12 protein-coding genes are annotated in these 14408 nt (G+C 61.5%); 1 reads left to right on the top strand and 11 read right to left on the bottom strand.

What is annotated here, in order from left to right:
- Nucleotides 1-20: 20 nt before the first annotated feature.
- The 9 genes from AC3WMT_RS00710 to arnB are packed head-to-tail and all read right to left on the bottom strand — an operon-like array spanning nt 21 to nt 10431.
- Nucleotides 21-1640 (bottom strand): ArnT family glycosyltransferase, encoded by a 1620-nt coding sequence (locus AC3WMT_RS00710; protein WP_256583438.1) that lies wholly within the window; start codon nt 1638-1640, stop codon nt 21-23.
- Entirely contained in the window at nt 1613-2992 is a 1380-nt protein-coding gene (locus AC3WMT_RS00705; RefSeq protein ID WP_103302028.1) for a UDP-glucose dehydrogenase family protein, read from the bottom strand. The genes AC3WMT_RS00710 and AC3WMT_RS00705 overlap by 28 nt, the downstream gene beginning before the upstream one ends.
- Nucleotides 2989-3393: a 4-amino-4-deoxy-L-arabinose-phosphoundecaprenol flippase subunit ArnF gene (arnF, locus tag AC3WMT_RS00700; protein WP_103302027.1), complete on the bottom strand. Its 405-nt coding sequence runs from the start codon at nt 3391-3393 to the stop codon at nt 2989-2991. Before arnF ends, AC3WMT_RS00705 begins: the two co-directional genes overlap by 4 nt.
- A complete protein-coding gene (arnE, locus tag AC3WMT_RS00695) occupies nt 3390-3734 on the bottom strand; it encodes a 4-amino-4-deoxy-L-arabinose-phosphoundecaprenol flippase subunit ArnE (RefSeq protein WP_103302026.1) in 345 nt (114 codons plus the stop codon). Before arnE ends, arnF begins: the two co-directional genes overlap by 4 nt.
- On the bottom strand, nt 3731-5383 hold the full coding sequence (gene arnT / locus AC3WMT_RS00690; protein WP_103302025.1) for a lipid IV(A) 4-amino-4-deoxy-L-arabinosyltransferase: 1653 nt from the start codon (nt 5381-5383) through the stop codon (nt 3731-3733). Before arnT ends, arnE begins: the two co-directional genes overlap by 4 nt.
- Entirely contained in the window at nt 5380-6264 is an 885-nt protein-coding gene (gene arnD, locus AC3WMT_RS00685; RefSeq protein ID WP_103302024.1) for a 4-deoxy-4-formamido-L-arabinose-phosphoundecaprenol deformylase, read from the bottom strand. The genes arnT and arnD overlap by 4 nt, the downstream gene beginning before the upstream one ends.
- Nucleotides 6264-8255, bottom strand: coding sequence for a bifunctional UDP-4-amino-4-deoxy-L-arabinose formyltransferase/UDP-glucuronic acid oxidase ArnA (gene arnA / locus AC3WMT_RS00680; protein WP_103302023.1), 1992 nt, complete (start codon nt 8253-8255; stop codon nt 6264-6266). Before arnA ends, arnD begins: the two co-directional genes overlap by 1 nt.
- The gene (gene arnC, locus AC3WMT_RS00675; protein WP_103302022.1) at nt 8252-9286 is read right to left on the bottom strand and encodes an undecaprenyl-phosphate 4-deoxy-4-formamido-L-arabinose transferase; all 1035 of its coding nucleotides are present in this window, start codon (nt 9284-9286) and stop codon (nt 8252-8254) included. Before arnC ends, arnA begins: the two co-directional genes overlap by 4 nt.
- Nucleotides 9283-10431 (bottom strand): UDP-4-amino-4-deoxy-L-arabinose aminotransferase, encoded by a 1149-nt coding sequence (arnB, locus tag AC3WMT_RS00670; RefSeq protein ID WP_103302021.1) that lies wholly within the window; start codon nt 10429-10431, stop codon nt 9283-9285. The genes arnC and arnB overlap by 4 nt, the downstream gene beginning before the upstream one ends.
- 433 nt (nt 10432-10864) lie before the next feature.
- Between arnB and AC3WMT_RS00665 the strand changes: the two genes are divergently transcribed.
- Complete coding sequence (locus AC3WMT_RS00665) at nt 10865-11755, top strand: site-specific integrase (protein ID WP_103302450.1); 891 nt, start codon at nt 10865-10867, stop codon at nt 11753-11755.
- Here AC3WMT_RS00665 and AC3WMT_RS00660 read toward each other — a convergent pair whose 3' ends face one another.
- Nucleotides 11756-12814 (bottom strand): ABC transporter ATP-binding protein, encoded by a 1059-nt coding sequence (locus AC3WMT_RS00660; protein ID WP_103302020.1) that lies wholly within the window; start codon nt 12812-12814, stop codon nt 11756-11758.
- Nucleotides 12811-14406, bottom strand: a complete 1596-nt coding sequence (locus AC3WMT_RS00655; RefSeq protein ID WP_103302449.1) for an ABC transporter permease — start codon at nt 14404-14406, stop codon at nt 12811-12813. Before AC3WMT_RS00655 ends, AC3WMT_RS00660 begins: the two co-directional genes overlap by 4 nt.
- Between the last annotated feature and the right edge of the window lie 2 nt (nt 14407-14408).

The following is a 14408-nucleotide window of genomic DNA, read 5'->3' as shown; positions in this document are numbered from 1 at the left end:
GTCGAGCAAAGCCCGACAGATTACGGTTTCAGCCACAGCAGGACATAGTCGTTTTTATCGAAACGCCCACTCAACACCGGTTTCAGCGTTTGCAGCGGCGTGCCCGCGAGTGCCTTGAAGTCATTGCGATCCATCATCAGCCACGCCGGGCCTTTGAGTGCTTCCAGATCCTGCACGGTTTCGCTGAACTGCGGTTGCAGATCCTGTTCGAGGTTGACCATGAACTTGATCGCTTTGGCATCTTTGCCCATGCCGTGCAGCACCAGTGGCGCCGGGTTTTGTTGAACCTGGGCGAACACTTCACGACTGAAGGTGCGGGTGTCGTACATCTGCCGCTCAACCGGTTCGAACACCATCGCATACACCGCCCACAACGCCAGCACCGCACTGAACGCCATGACCTCGGCACGCCAGCGCGGCTGCAACAGGCGCGACAATGCAAACACTTGCAGCACGCCAAGCACGATCAACATGCCTGCCAACCCAATTTGCAACTCCGGAACCCGCCGCTGCGCAACCAGCAACACCACCATCAACAACCCCGGCGTCAGCAGCCATAGCCCTTGAATCACGCCGCGCAACCAGACGAACACGCGACCGTGCGCCACCTGAAACGGATACGCCGCGATGATTGCCGCCATCGGCAACATCGGCAGCAGATACCGTGCCTTCTTCGCCTGCGGGATCGACAGCCCTACCATCACGATCAACCCCGCCCCCGCGCAATATTGCACCAGCCGCAAGGCCGGCCCGCGCTGTTGCGGTTTGCTCAGCCATGCGCAGGCCAACGCCAACAAAGCCAAGGGATACGCCAGCGCATAGTTGCCGAACGACGAAGTGAAGTAATACAACGAACCGCTGACACCCTCGCTGCCGTCCATGCGCCCCATGAACTGCATGCGGATGACGTCTTGCATGAACCTCGGACCACCACTGAGCTGCGCCAGCCACAACAACAGCCCGACGCACGCCACCAGCAACAGCGTCGCGAGACCACCAAACAGCAGCAATCGCGACCATTGCCGATTGAGCAGGTAATAACTGCACAGCATCCCGGTCGGCACCACCAGCCCGATCGGCCCGCGAATACCGAAACCGAGCAGTAGCAACACAAAGATCAGCGACCAGCGCCGTCCACCACCGCAATGATCATGGGCATAACCGAGATAGAACGCGGCAAACGCCACCGCAGCGAGCATCAGGTCCTGCGACACCGCACGCACTTCAGTGACGAAGGTGCCGGTGAGCATCAGCAAGGCAATGCTGATCAGCGCCCAACGCCGCGAATACGGCGCGAGCAGGCGATACATCAACGTCACCATCACGGCCCCGGCGACAGCGCTCGGCGCCCAGGCCGTTAACGCATTAACCGTGCCGAACGGCAGCGACAGCAGCCAGACAAACCACGTCGACAGCGCCGAGTAGTCCGCGTACGGCTCACCGTAAGTGGTGGGAAACACCGTCGGCCCGTGGCGCAGCATTTCCTGCGCGAACAACACAAAACGTGAATCAAAACCGATAGGGGCCTGCCCGTAGACCCCGGCGATGAACAATAAAAACGCCAGCAGCCCCGCGATCAGGGACTGCCGGCGAATGGCAGGCGTCAGCGTGATCAAGCGACGTCGGACGCGTGCGGCCACTGTTGCAGCGGGATCGGTAACTTGCGCGATTCGCCACGGCCCATCGGGAAATACTGGAAGCCGTTGCGCGCCAGGCGCTCGGCGTCATACAGGTTGCGACCGTCGAAGATTACCGGTGTGTTGAGACGCTGCTTGATCAGGTCGAAATCCGGAGCTTTGAACTGCTGCCATTCAGTGCAGATGATCAGCGCATCGGCGCCGGGCAGTACCGATTCAGGCGTACCCATCAGCATCAGTTTCGACTCATCCGGGTAGAGACTCTGGGTTTCCTGCATGGCTTCCGGATCGAATGCGCGCACGCTGGCACCGGCCGCCCACAATTCTTCCAGCAACACCCGGCTCGGCGCATCACGCATGTCATCGGTGTTGGGCTTGAAGGCCAAGCCCCACAGGGCGAAGGTCTTGCCCCGCAGGTCACCCTTGTAGAACGCGTTGATGCGCTCGAACAGCTTGTGTTTCTGCCGTTGGTTGATCGCCTCGACCGCTTGCAGCAGATCGCTGGAACAGTGCGCCTCTTCGGCGCTGTGGATCAATGCGCGCATGTCTTTCGGGAAGCATGATCCGCCATAACCGCAGCCTGGATAGATGAAGTGGTAGCCGATGCGTGTGTCGGCACCGATGCCCTGACGTACCGACTCAATGTCGGCTCCGAGATGTTCGGCCAGTTCGGCGATCTGGTTGATGAAGCTGATCTTGGTCGCCAGCATGCAGTTGGCCGCGTACTTGGTCAGCTCGGCGCTGCGCAGGTCCATGAACATGATGCGGTCATGGTTGCGGTTGAACGGCGAATACAGGTCACGCATCACGTCGCGTACCTCATCGCCTTCGCAGCCGATAACAATGCGATCCGGCCGGCGGCAATCCGCGACGGCGGAGCCTTCCTTGAGAAACTCCGGGTTGGAGACGATATCGAATTGCAGCAGGCGACCGACCTTGATCAGGGCCTTTTCGATGTGCGTGCGCAGGGTGTCGCCGGTGCCCACTGGCACCGTGGATTTCTCCACGATGATCAACGGCTGTTCACGATGCCGGGCAATAGCGTCGCCGACTGAAAGCACATAACGCAGATCCGCCGAACCGTCTTCACGGGACGGCGTGCCGACTGCGATAAATGCGACCCGACCGTGCTGCACGGCGAGTTTTTCATCGGTGGTGAACAGCAGGCGTTTCGAATCCAGGCCCTCACGCACCAGACTGGCCAGCCCCGGTTCGAAGATGCTGACGTGGCCCTGGCGCAACAGGTCGACTTTCTTTTGATCGACGTCCATGCACACGACGTCATGGCCGACCTCGGCCAGTACTGCGGCCTGCACCAGGCCGACATATCCGCTACCAAATACTGTGATTTTCATGGAGCACTCCTGAATTCGGGCGCACGAGCCGGACGAGTGTTGATAGTGATGACCCCGAGCATGACCAGCGCCACGCCCAGTGATTTAGTGAAACTGAAGGATTCGTTGAACAGCGGCAGGCTGGCCGCCAATAGGTACACCAGCGCATAGCTGATGCTCAGCAGCGAATAGGCGCGGCCCAGCGGCAGATCGCGCAGGGCGGCGAGCCAGCAGAGCATCGACAGTGCGTAGGCGACGATCGCCGCGACAACAACCGCCAGCGCACGCAGGTCGATACTGTCCAGCGCAAGCCAATGGTCCGGCGCCGGCAGGCGCGTCATGCTCCAGCGCATGCCCAGTTGTGCGGCGCTGACCAGCAACACGCTGCCCATGGCGAAGGTGATTCCACGACGCTGGTTCATGATTGTTGCCCCAACAAGACCACGCCGCCGATCACCAACGCCACGCCAAGCCAATGCTGACGGTCGATGGGCTCACGAAAAACGAAGCGGGCGATCAGGGTGATCAACACGAAGTTGAGGCTGAGCATCGGGTAGGCGATGCCGACCTCCAGACGCTGCAGCACCAGCAGCCAGACCAGCAGGCCCGAGCCCAGCGCGAGCAACGCCAGCCACAACCACGGCGAGCGCAGTTTGTCGGCCCAGGACGACTCGGCACCGCGCCAACTTTCCACGGCGTACTTTTGCGCGACCTGCCCGAGGCAGGTCAGCAGGCAGGCGAGCAACACCAGCAACAGGCTCATGACGCCTCCTTGGGCAGAATCATGATCACCAGGTTGCCCTGCTCATAACGCACGCCGTCCTTTGGCAGTCTGTCGATTTCGTCCAGTTCGTCTTGCCCCTTGACGCGCATCACCACGCCGACCGAACCGCTGCGGCGCGCCTCGCGCATCCACTGTTGAACCTGTTCGGGATCGACCCGCTGTTGAATGCCGTCAGGATAGGCAAGGCCATATTTCAATTCGCCTATCGTGTTGTACAACGCCACTTGCGGGCGTTTCAGCCGCCAGGCCAGGGCCGACGCGGCGCCCAGATCGTTGCTCAACAGATGCTCGGCCTGCGCCAGTTCGCTGACGTGATGCTTGATGAACTGATCGGGGGTCTTGTTGGCGATGACCGATTTGGGCAATGCCGCCGGCAATAGCGCGATCAGCAACAGACTGCCGAAGGCCGGCGCCGCCCAGCACTGCAAGGGCAGGAAGGCTTGCAACAGGTTGGCGATGATCCAGCCGATCAGCGCGATGAACACCAGCACCAGGCTGTGCAGTTCATGGTCATAAATCGGCCGTGTCAGCTGCACATACACCAGCGCAATCAGCACGGCGATTCCGAGCAACAGATTCAGCAAACCATTAATGCCCAACGCCCGGCCTTGCTCCAGTCGCAAGCGATCGGCCAGCGCATGGCCCAGCAGCAACGCCATCGGCAACAGGCACGGCAGGATGTACGTCGGCAATTTGCCGTTGCTCAGGCTGAAGAACGCCAGCGGCATCAGCAACCACAGCAACAGAAACACCACTTTGGGCTGAGTACGGCTCTGCCATGCCTGCTTGAAAGCAGTCGGCAACAACCCCACCCACGGCAGACTGAACGCCACCAGCAGCGGCAGGTAAAACCACCACGGCGCATCATGCTGGGCATCGTCCCCGGCAAAGCGGCGAATGTGTTCATGCCAGAAGAAGAACCGCCAGTAGTCCGGTTCCTGCGCATGCACCGCCAGCGCCCACGGCAAGCTGACAATGATCGCCACAGCAATCGCCACCGGGCCGTACAGCAGCAATTCGCGCCAGCGTTTTTGCCAAAGCATCCACGGCAAGGCGATCAGCACCGGCAACACCCAGGCGAGAAAACCCTTGGTCATGAAGCCCATGCCGCAGGCGAATCCCAACACGGCCCACGCGGCCATGCGTTTGCCGCTGCTTTGACTGTCGACGGCAAACCACAGCGCCACCAGGCTCAGGTTGACCCAAAAGGTAAATTGCGGATCGAGGTTGGCGTAGCCCGATTGCCCGGCAACCACGGTGAAACTCATGTAGAGCAGGGCGCAGACGAAGCTTTTGCGCGGCTCGTTCCACAGGCGCCGGGCGATCAGGTAGCAGAGCAACACGCTCAAACCCGTGCTCAGCGCCGAAGCGAAGCGCACGCCAAACAGGTTCTGACCGAACAATTCCTGCCCCAGCGCGATCATCCAGTAGCCGGCAATCGGCTTCTCGAAATAGCGCAGGCTCATGAAATGCGGCGATACCCAGTTGCCGCTCAGCAGCATGTCCTGACTGATCTGTGCGTAGCGGGTCTCGTCGGGAATCCACAAACCGTGGCTGCCCAGCGGCAGCAGGTAGGCCAGCAGACAGATCGCCAACAGCAGCAGCGGCAGTGTCCAGCGGTTAGTCATGCGCCTTGCACTCCCAGCCAGCCTTCGCGGCCATCGAGGGCGCCGCGCTGCACGCGACCCACGGGCAAGGTGTTGAAGAACTCGGGCAACAAGTCGCCCAGCGGGGTGAAGTCGATGTTGCGCTGGCGCGCATCGGCCAGCAGTTGACGAAAGTCCTCAGCCATCAGAATCCCTTCTACTTCGGCATGAATGGTGTAGACGTTGAGTTGTCGCGGCAGAAAGTGATCGAGGATGAAGCGGTTGAAATCCCGCGCCGCAACGATGGGGCCGACGACTTCGTCGAAGGTCGGCAGATCCACCGGAATCTGCGGCGTGCCCGGTGTGCCGTCAGCCAGCAGCGGACGGAACACTCGCGTGCCTCGGCAATCGCTGTTGTAGCGAAAGCCGAACGCCTGCTTGGCTTCAATCACGCGCTCGTCGGCACGCCAACCGGCAGCGGCCGAACAGGTGACCTTCTCGCCAAGAATGTCGCTCAAGGTGTCGACGCCCTGACGGATCTGCTCGATCAGCTGCTGATCGCTCCAGCGCCCGGCATTGGCCTGCCAGCCGTGGTGATCCCAGGCGTGTAGGCCGACCTCATGCCCGGCGTCTCGGGCCTGACGCATCAGGTGCCCGAGTTCGCGGCCAATCGGTTTGCCCGGCCACGCGGTACCGGCCAGCAGAATGTCCCAGCCATACAGGCCGGCCGCGTTGGAGCGGAGCATCTTCCAGAGGAACTGCGGGCGGATCAGGCGCCACAGATGCCGGCCCATGTTGTCCGGGCCGACACTGAAGAAGAACGTTGCCTTGATCTGCGCTTCGTCGAGCATTTCCAGCAGACGCGGCACACCCTCACGGGTGCCGCGAAAGGTATCGACGTCGATGCGTAGACCGGCCTGCATCAATGCTTGTCCGCGATTTCGAGCATGGCTTCACGCAAGAAGAAGTCCAGCGTATTGCCGATGGTCTCGCGCATTTCCACGGTCGGCGTCCAGTCCAGCAGGCGCTTGGCGTTGGCGATGCTCGGTTTGCGGTGCTCGACGTCCTGGTATCCAGCGCCGTAGAACGCCTTGCTCTCGACGTCGCGGAAACCGGCGAACGGCGGGAAGTTGTGGCGCAGCGGATGCGCTTCGAACTGGCGCAGCAACTCTTCGCCCAACTGGCGGATGCTCGCTTCATTGTCCGGGTTGCCAATGTTGATGATCTGGCCGTTGCAGACGTCGTTGTCGTTATCGATGATCCGCGCCAGCGCTTCGACGCCGTCGGCGATGTCGGTAAAGCAGCGTTTTTGCTCACCGCCGTCGAACAGACGAATCGGCGTGCCTTCCACCAGATTGAGGATCAGTTGGGTGATTGCCCGGGAGCTGCCGATGCGCGCCGAATCCAGACGATCAAGACGCGGGCCCATCCAGTTGAAAGGCCGGAACAGGGTGAAATTCAGGCCCTTGGCGCCGTAGGCCCAGATCACCCGGTCGAGCAGTTGCTTGGACACCGAGTAGATCCAGCGCTGCTTGTTGATCGGCCCGACGATCAGGTTGGAAGTGTCTTCGTCGAAGTTCTTGTCCTGGCACATGCCATAGACTTCCGAGGTCGACGGGAAGATCACGCGCTTGTTGTACTTGACGCAATAACGCACCAGCTTGAGGTTTTCTTCGAAGTCGAGTTCGAACACCCGCAGCGGATTGCGCGTGTATTCGATCGGCGTGGCGATGGCCACCAGCGGCAGGACCACGTCGCATTTCTTGATGTGGTACTCGATCCACTCGGAGTGAATGCTGATGTCGCCTTCGACGAAGTGAAAACGCGGATGGCTGCGCAGACGCTCGATGGCGTCGGAGCCGATATCCAGACCATAGACTTCATAGCGGTCATCACGCAGCAGACGCTCGGACAAGTGATTGCCGATGAAACCGTTGACGCCGAGGATCAGCACGCGAGTGCGACGTGGGCCACGGCCGGACTCGGCGCCGCGCAGCAGCGAGCCGTCGACCAGACTGAGTTCGTTGGCCAGTTGCGGGCCGCTCAGGTACAGACCGTTGTCGTTGCGCTGCCCCGAGAGAATCACCAACGAATCTTCGCCACAAGCAATGCGCAGCGGATCGACGCTGATCACCCGGCCCGGCGCCTGGCCTTCGTTGCCTTTGGCAACTTCGGCGCTCCACACGATCAGTTTGTGCTCGCCCACGGCGCAGAAGGCGCCCGGGTACGGTTGAGTCACGGCGCGGACCAGGTTGAACAACTGCTCGGCGGGCTGCGCCCAGACCAGTTTGCCGTCCGCTGCGGTACGGCGACCGAACACCGTGGCTTGGCTTTCGTCCTGCACGGTTTCGCTGATCTTGCCTTGCAGCATCGCCGGCAGGGTGTCGCGCAGCAGATCGCTGGCGGCGACACGCAGTTTGCCGTGCAGGCTCAACGCTGTGTCGCTGCGCTCGATGGCCACGCGCTGCTGAGCGACGATGGCGCCGGCATCGGCACGTTTGACCATGCGGTGCAGGGTCACGCCGGTTTCGGTTTCGCCGTTGACCAGCACCCAGTTGGCCGGCGCGCGGCCACGGTAGCGTGGCAGCAACGAGCCGTGCAGGTTGAACGCGCCTTTTTTTGCGGTGGCCAGCAGCGGCTCGCTCAGCAGGTTGCGGTAGTAGAAGGAGAAAATGTAATCCGGGTCGAGTTTGGCGATGCGCTCGATCCACAGTGGGTGATTGGCGTCCTCCGGCGCGTGCACCGGAATACCCTTGTTGGCGCACAGTTGCGCGACCGAGGCGTAGAAAGCGTTCTCTTTCGGGTCATCGGCGTGAGTGAACACCGCTGCGATGTCGAAGCCGCTGTCGAGCAGGGCTTGAATGCCGGCGCAGCCAATATCGTGGTAAGCGAAGACAACAGTTTTTGCACTCATGAGAGAACCTGACCGGTAGTAGAAGTTGTAGAAGGAGTAGAAGAAAGACCATCAACGGTGACGGCAGGCGCTGGCGTAGCGGGGTGGCTGCGCAGCACCTTTTCAATGAAGAAACGCGGGCGGGCGCGCACATCGCTGTACATGCGTCCCAGGTATTCGCCGAGCAGGCCCATGCCGATGAACTGGCCACCGGTAAACACGAACAGCACCGCGAACAGCACGAACATGCCGTCACCGGCCCAGCCGGAACCGAAGGCCAGACGCATGACGATCAGCGCGAAAGCAAACAGCAGACCGAGCCCGGCCATGGTGAAACCGACGATGCTCAGCAAGCGCAAAGGCGTGGTGGTCATGCAGGTGATCAAATCGAACATCAGGTTGATCAACCGCATCGGGCTGTACTTCGAATCGCCATGCTCACGCTCGGCGTGGGCGACGACGATTTCGGTGGTGTGGCGGGCGAAGCTGTTGGCCAGAATCGGGATGAATGTGCTGCGCTCACGGCAGGCGAGCATCGCGTCGATGATCGTGCGGCGGTAAGCGCGGAGCATGCAGCCGTAGTCGCTCATCGCAACGCCGGTTGAGCGTTGGACGGCGAGGTTGATCAGTTTCGACGGGTAGCGGCGCAGCGCCGAATCCTGGCGATTGCCGCGCACGGTGCCGACCACGTCGTAGCCTTTTTCGGCCTCGGCGACCAGGCGCGGAATTTCTTCCGGCGGGTTCTGCAAGTCAGCGTCGAGGGTGATCACCACGTCGCCCTTGCATTGCTCGAATCCGGCCATGATCGCCGCGTGCTGGCCGTAGTTGCGGTTGAGGATCACCGCCACAAACGGGCTGTCTTCGCGGCTCGCGGCTTCCTCAAGCAAATTCGCGGACTCGTCACGGCTGCCGTCGTCGACGAGGACGATTTCGTAGTCGTGACGCAGCATCCGGCACGCCGCTTCAGTGCGGCGCAACAGTTCCGGCAGGCTGTCCTGTTCGTTGTAGACCGGGATGACGATCGACACGCAACGGATTGGGTAAGGTTTCACGGGCGTTTGTCCATAAGAGTGGCGATGGCGCCGACCACGCGATCGAGGTCCTGATCGGTCATGTCGGGGAACAACGGAATCGAGCACAGCCGCGCCGAGTTCCATTCGGTGTTGGGCAGATACAGATCGGGGTCACGCTGGCGGTACCAGGTGTGCAGGTGGGTGGCGATGAAATGAATACCGGTGCCGATGCCCTGATCCTGCAAACCCTTCATGAAGGCTTCGCGGTCCATGCCGCAGCGCTCGCTGTCGATGCGCAGGATGAACAGATGCCAGGCGTGGGTTTGCGCGTAGTCGGGCAGGGCCAGCGGTTGCACCGGCAAGCCTTCGAGCTTTTGCCGGTAAGCAGCGGCCAACTCGGTGCGGCGGGCGTTGATCGCGTCCAGACGCTGCAGTTGCACCAGCGCGATCGCCGCGTTGATGTCGGCCAGGTTGTATTTGAAACCCGGTTCCATGACCTGCGCCTGCGGCTTGCGGCCGCCGGTGAGGCGGTCGTAGGCATCAACGCCCAGACCATGGAACTTGAGCATGCGCACGCGACTGGCCAGCGCTTCGTCGTCGGTGACGAACATCGCGCCTTCGGCACAGGTCATGTTCTTGATCGCGTGGAAGGAAAAGATCGCCGTGCCCTGAGCGCCGACGTGACGGCCCTTGTAACGGGTGCCGGCGGCGTGGGCAGCGTCTTCGATCACCGCGATGCCGTGTTTGTCGGCCAGGGCGTACAGCGGATCGAGATCGAATGCCGCGCCGGCGTAATGCACCGGAATAATCGCTTTGGTACGCGGGGTGATGGCGGCTTCGATGCGCGCGGCGTCGGTCATCAGCGTGTCGCGGTCGACGTCGACGAACACCGGGGTGGCGCCGATCAGCGAGATCATGTTGGCGGTCGAGACCCAGGTCTGCGACGGTGTGATCACCTCATCACCGGGGCCGATGCCCAACGCCAAAAGTGTGATGTGCATGCCGCCAGTGGCCGAGGACAAAGCCACGGCATGCCGGCAGCCAACGTACTGTGCAAATTGCTCTTCGAGTGCCTGGTTTTTCGGCCCGGTAGTGATCCAGCCGGAACGCAATACTTGCTCTACGGCTGCAATTTCTTCATCACCGATACTGGGGCGAGAGAAGGGGAGAAACGCCTGACTCATGAACACCTCATCACAAACAATCAGAAGAAAACCAACTCGAAAAATCGGATCCAACTTCAGCGTAGACGCAAAAAATACCTTCGCATCAATAAGTTGCTGAGATGACTTACCGTCGGGGTCAGGTTGACTTTTCGGGCGTTGCGCGGCAGTTTGGGCACCGCCGCCGCGGGTTCTATTGGAATTAAGGTTATGCCCGTTTTTGTGAAAGGAACATGAAAAAGCGGTTGGCGAATCGTTTATATGAAACTCATACAGCCACTGTTCAGACTTCTACCGTTTATCGTCATTTTTAGTAGAAAAGTCCTACAGAAGTGTTCCCCTTATACTGGGAATGTTGCAGTTGTTAGTTGGTGTGTTGAATTGTTTTTACTCAAGGCCTTTACGTTTGACTGACTTGTCCGCTGTCCCGTTGGAAACCCGCCAAACCAATCCGATGACCGTGTATCTGGCGCGTCTGGCGCCCTCCAGCCAACTGACCATGCGTTATGTTTTGCAGGACGCTGCTGACCGCCTCGGTTTTGAAGACATGAATGTCGAGGACATTCCCTGGCACGCCTTGCAGCCTGAAGATGTTGTCGCCTTAGTCGCCGCGTTGCGCGAAGACAACTATGCGCCGAACACTTCTTCGCTCTATGTAAACGCCGTGCGCGGCGTGATGAATGAAGCGTGGCGGATGAGCATGATCACGCAGGATCATTTATTGAAGATGCGTTCGGTCAAAGGCATTGCCGGCACGCGTTTGTCGCAGGGGCGCAACTTGAAGCGCACGCTGATTCACGAATTGATGGAGGTGTGCGCCGCCGATCCACGCCCGCAAGGCCTGCGCGACGCCGCCGTGATTGCCTTGCTGTACGGCACCGGCATGCGCAAGTCGGAATCGGTGGATCTGGACCTGAATCAGGTCGACTTCAGCGAACGCAGCCTGACCGTTACCGGCAAGGGCAATAAACAACTGATCAAGTACGCACCGGCCTGGGCGTTTGCCAAGCTCAATGCCTGGCTGGAATTTCGCCGCTCGCAACTCAAGGAGGGCGAAAGCGACGATGCCTTTCTGTTCAACCGCATCCGTCGCGGCAGCCACATCACCCGCGAGCGCATCACCAAACACGCGATCTACTACATCGCCCGCCAGCGCGGCACCCAGGTCGGCGTGAAAATCATGCCCCACGATTTCCGCCGCTCGTTCATCACCCGGGTGATTGAAGAGCACGATCTGTCGATTGCGCAGAAGCTCGCGCACCACAGCAACATCCAGACCACGGCCAACTACGACGTGCGCGACGACAACGAGCGGCGCCGTGCGGTGGATCGCTTCGACCTCTGATCAGGACGCGGCGAACACATGGGCGGCGCCGAGTATCGACAACTGCACCGCGCTGCCGGCCGGTGGCGCGTGCATGCCGGAGCTGCGCACCAACAGCGAACGGCCCGGATCCTGAGTGGTTTGCGAGCGCAGTTCGACGGTGAGCGTGCAGGTGTTGCCGGCGAAATCGCGCTCGGTGACCACGGCATTGCAGGCCTGCGCGTCGTTTACCCCGTCGATCACCTGCAACTGCTCCGGGCGCAACATGATCTGTGCATTGCCGATGAAGCCGTTGCTGTTGACCGGCACCGGGCCGAGATCGCAGTGCGCCCAACCGGATTCGATCCGCGCCGGCATCACCACCGCTTCGCCGAGGAAATGCGCGGTCTGCTCATCGTCCGGGTAGCGGTAGAGGTCCATCGGGTGCCCCGATTGCACCAGCCGCCCGCCACGCATGACCGCCAACTGATCGGCGAACGACAGCGCCTCACCCTGATCGTGAGTCACCAGAATGGTGGTGACGCCGGCCTCTTCAAGCAGGCGCGCGACCATTTTGCGCATGGCGCTGCGCAGTCCGGTATCAAGGGCGGAAAACGGCTCGTCGAGCAGCATCAAGCGCGGTTGCTGGGCCAACGCCCGGGCGAGGGACACTCGTTGCTGCTGGCCGCCGGATAATTCGTGTGGCCAGCGGCTGGCCATGTGGGCGTCAAGCGCCACGCTGTCCATCAATTGCGCGATGCGCTCTGTTCTGGCCGCACCGCTCAGGGCCAGGCCGAAGCCGATGTTGGCGGCCACGGTCATGTGCGGAAACAGCGCGCCGTCCTGCGGCACATAGCCGATCTGGCGTTGGTAGGCCGGCACGGCGTGGCTGCTGTCGACCAGCGTCTGGCCGTTAAGGGTGAGGCTGCCGGCATCGGGAAATTCAAAACCGGCGATCATCCGCAACAGCGTGGTTTTGCCGGAACCGGAAGGGCCGACAATGACCGTGCGGCTGCCGGTCGCGACGGACAGACAGATGTCATCCAGCGCTTTCTGCGCGCCAAAGGCTTTGCTCAGGGAGATCAGTTCGAGTGCGTTCATCGGCCAGCGGTGCGCCTGGATTGGTGATAGAGAATGGCTGTCAGCGGCAGTGAAAGCAGGACCATCAGCAGCGCGTAAGGCGCAGCGGCGGCGTAATCGATTTCACTGGTCATGGCCCAGAAACCGGTGGCCAGGGTCCGTGTGCCGTTAGGGGCGAGCAGAAGCGTGGCGGTCAGTTCATTGGTGATCGCCAGAAATACCAGCGCCGCACCAGCGGCTGCACCGGGCGCGGCGAGGCGCAGGGTGATCAGCCACAAGGCGCGCAGTGGCGAGCGGCCGAGGCTTTGCGCGATGTTTTCCAGCTCAACCGGTGCCTGAGCGAAACCGGCGCGCAGGCTGACCAGCGCACGCGGCAAAAACATCAGCAGGTAAGCGAGCAGCACGGTAATGGTGGTCTGGTAGATCGGCCGGGCGAAATGGATGGTCACGGTGACCAAGGCCAGCGCCACGACGATCCCCGGCAACGCACTGGTGATGTAGTTGCAGCCTTCGAGCAAGCGCTGCAATTTGCCCGGCGCGCGAATCGACAGCCAGGCAATCGGAATCGCCGCCAGACTGGTCAGCAAGGCCCCGGCCACACCGAACGACAGAGTTTGCAGCAGGGCGGGCAGCAGCTCGCCACTTTCCCAGACCTCGGCACCGCCAGCGATCAACCAGCGACCCAATGTCAGCAACGGCACGCCGAGCGCGAGCAGGCAGGTCAGACTTTGCAGGGCAAGTCCTGCGACCACTGCGCTGCGTTTCAAGCGAATGGTGCGCTGCTCGCGGGCACTACCAGCGCCGACTCGCGCATAGCGCGCCTGGCCACGGGCGGCGGATTCGACGGTGAGCATCGCCAGACAACACAGGGCCAGCACCCCGGCGAGCATGTTCGCCGCCGGGCCGTTAAAGGTCGATTTGAACTGATCGAAAATCGCCGTGGTGAAGGTATCGAAACGGATCATCGCGTAGAGACCGTATTCGGCCAGCAGATGCAGGCCGACCAGCAGCGCACCGCCACAGATCGCCAGCCGCAACTGCGGCAACACCACCCGAAAAAACACCGCCCAGGGCTTGAGGCCGAGGGATTCGGCAACGTCCTCAATGGCCGGATCGAGGCGGCGCAAGGTCGCTGCAATCGGCAAATACAGAAACGGGAAATAAGCGACCACCGACACCAGCACGCCGGCGGGCAAGCCATGAATCGATGGAGTCAGGCTGACCCACGCGTAGCTGTGCACGAACGCCGGCACCGCCAGCGGTGCCACCGCGAGCAACGACCAAAGACGCCGACCCGGCAGGTTGGTGCGTTCGGTCAGCCAGGCCAGCGTGGTACCCAGCACGATGCACAGCGGCAGGGTGATCAACACCAGCAGCACGGTGTTGACCAGCAGCTCACCCACACGGGGGCGGAACACCAAGGCTTGAATGGTCGCCCAACCGGTGGTCCACGACACGCCGATCACAAAAGCGATTGGCAGCAGCGACAACAACGACACGCCGATCGCCAACGCCACCACCCACGATCCCCCGCGACCGGAAAGGGCGCGGGCTTTCAGTGGACGATGGGCGGAGGAGGCTGCCGCCACCTCTGCCGGTAAGGTTTCGGGCATCA

The organism is Pseudomonas sp. FW305-7 (genome assembly GCF_058786735.1).
The sequence above is the reverse complement of the archived record's forward strand: the minus strand, read 5'-3'. Positions and strand labels throughout refer to the sequence as shown.

Excerpts from the sequence above, each read along its gene's own strand:
- arnB (WP_103302021.1), bottom strand. The coding sequence starts at position 10,431 with ATGAGTCAGGCGTTTCTCCCCTTCTCTCGCCCCAGTATCGGTGATGAA.
- arnD (WP_103302024.1), bottom strand. The coding sequence starts at position 6,264 with ATGCAGGCCGGTCTACGCATCGACGTCGATACCTTTCGCGGCACCCGT.
- arnA (WP_103302023.1), bottom strand. The coding sequence starts at position 8,255 with ATGAGTGCAAAAACTGTTGTCTTCGCTTACCACGATATTGGCTGCGCC.
- arnE (WP_103302026.1), bottom strand. The coding sequence starts at position 3,734 with ATGAGCCTGTTGCTGGTGTTGCTCGCCTGCCTGCTGACCTGCCTCGGG.
- AC3WMT_RS00705 (WP_103302028.1), bottom strand. The coding sequence starts at position 2,992 with ATGAAAATCACAGTATTTGGTAGCGGATATGTCGGCCTGGTGCAGGCC.
- arnF (WP_103302027.1), bottom strand. The coding sequence starts at position 3,393 with ATGAACCAGCGTCGTGGAATCACCTTCGCCATGGGCAGCGTGTTGCTG.
- AC3WMT_RS00665 (WP_103302450.1), top strand. The coding sequence starts at position 10,865 with ATGACCGTGTATCTGGCGCGTCTGGCGCCCTCCAGCCAACTGACCATG.
- AC3WMT_RS00655 (WP_103302449.1), bottom strand. The coding sequence starts at position 14,406 with ATGCCCGAAACCTTACCGGCAGAGGTGGCGGCAGCCTCCTCCGCCCAT.
- AC3WMT_RS00660 (WP_103302020.1), bottom strand. The coding sequence starts at position 12,814 with ATGAACGCACTCGAACTGATCTCCCTGAGCAAAGCCTTTGGCGCGCAG.
- arnT (WP_103302025.1), bottom strand. The coding sequence starts at position 5,383 with ATGACTAACCGCTGGACACTGCCGCTGCTGCTGTTGGCGATCTGTCTG.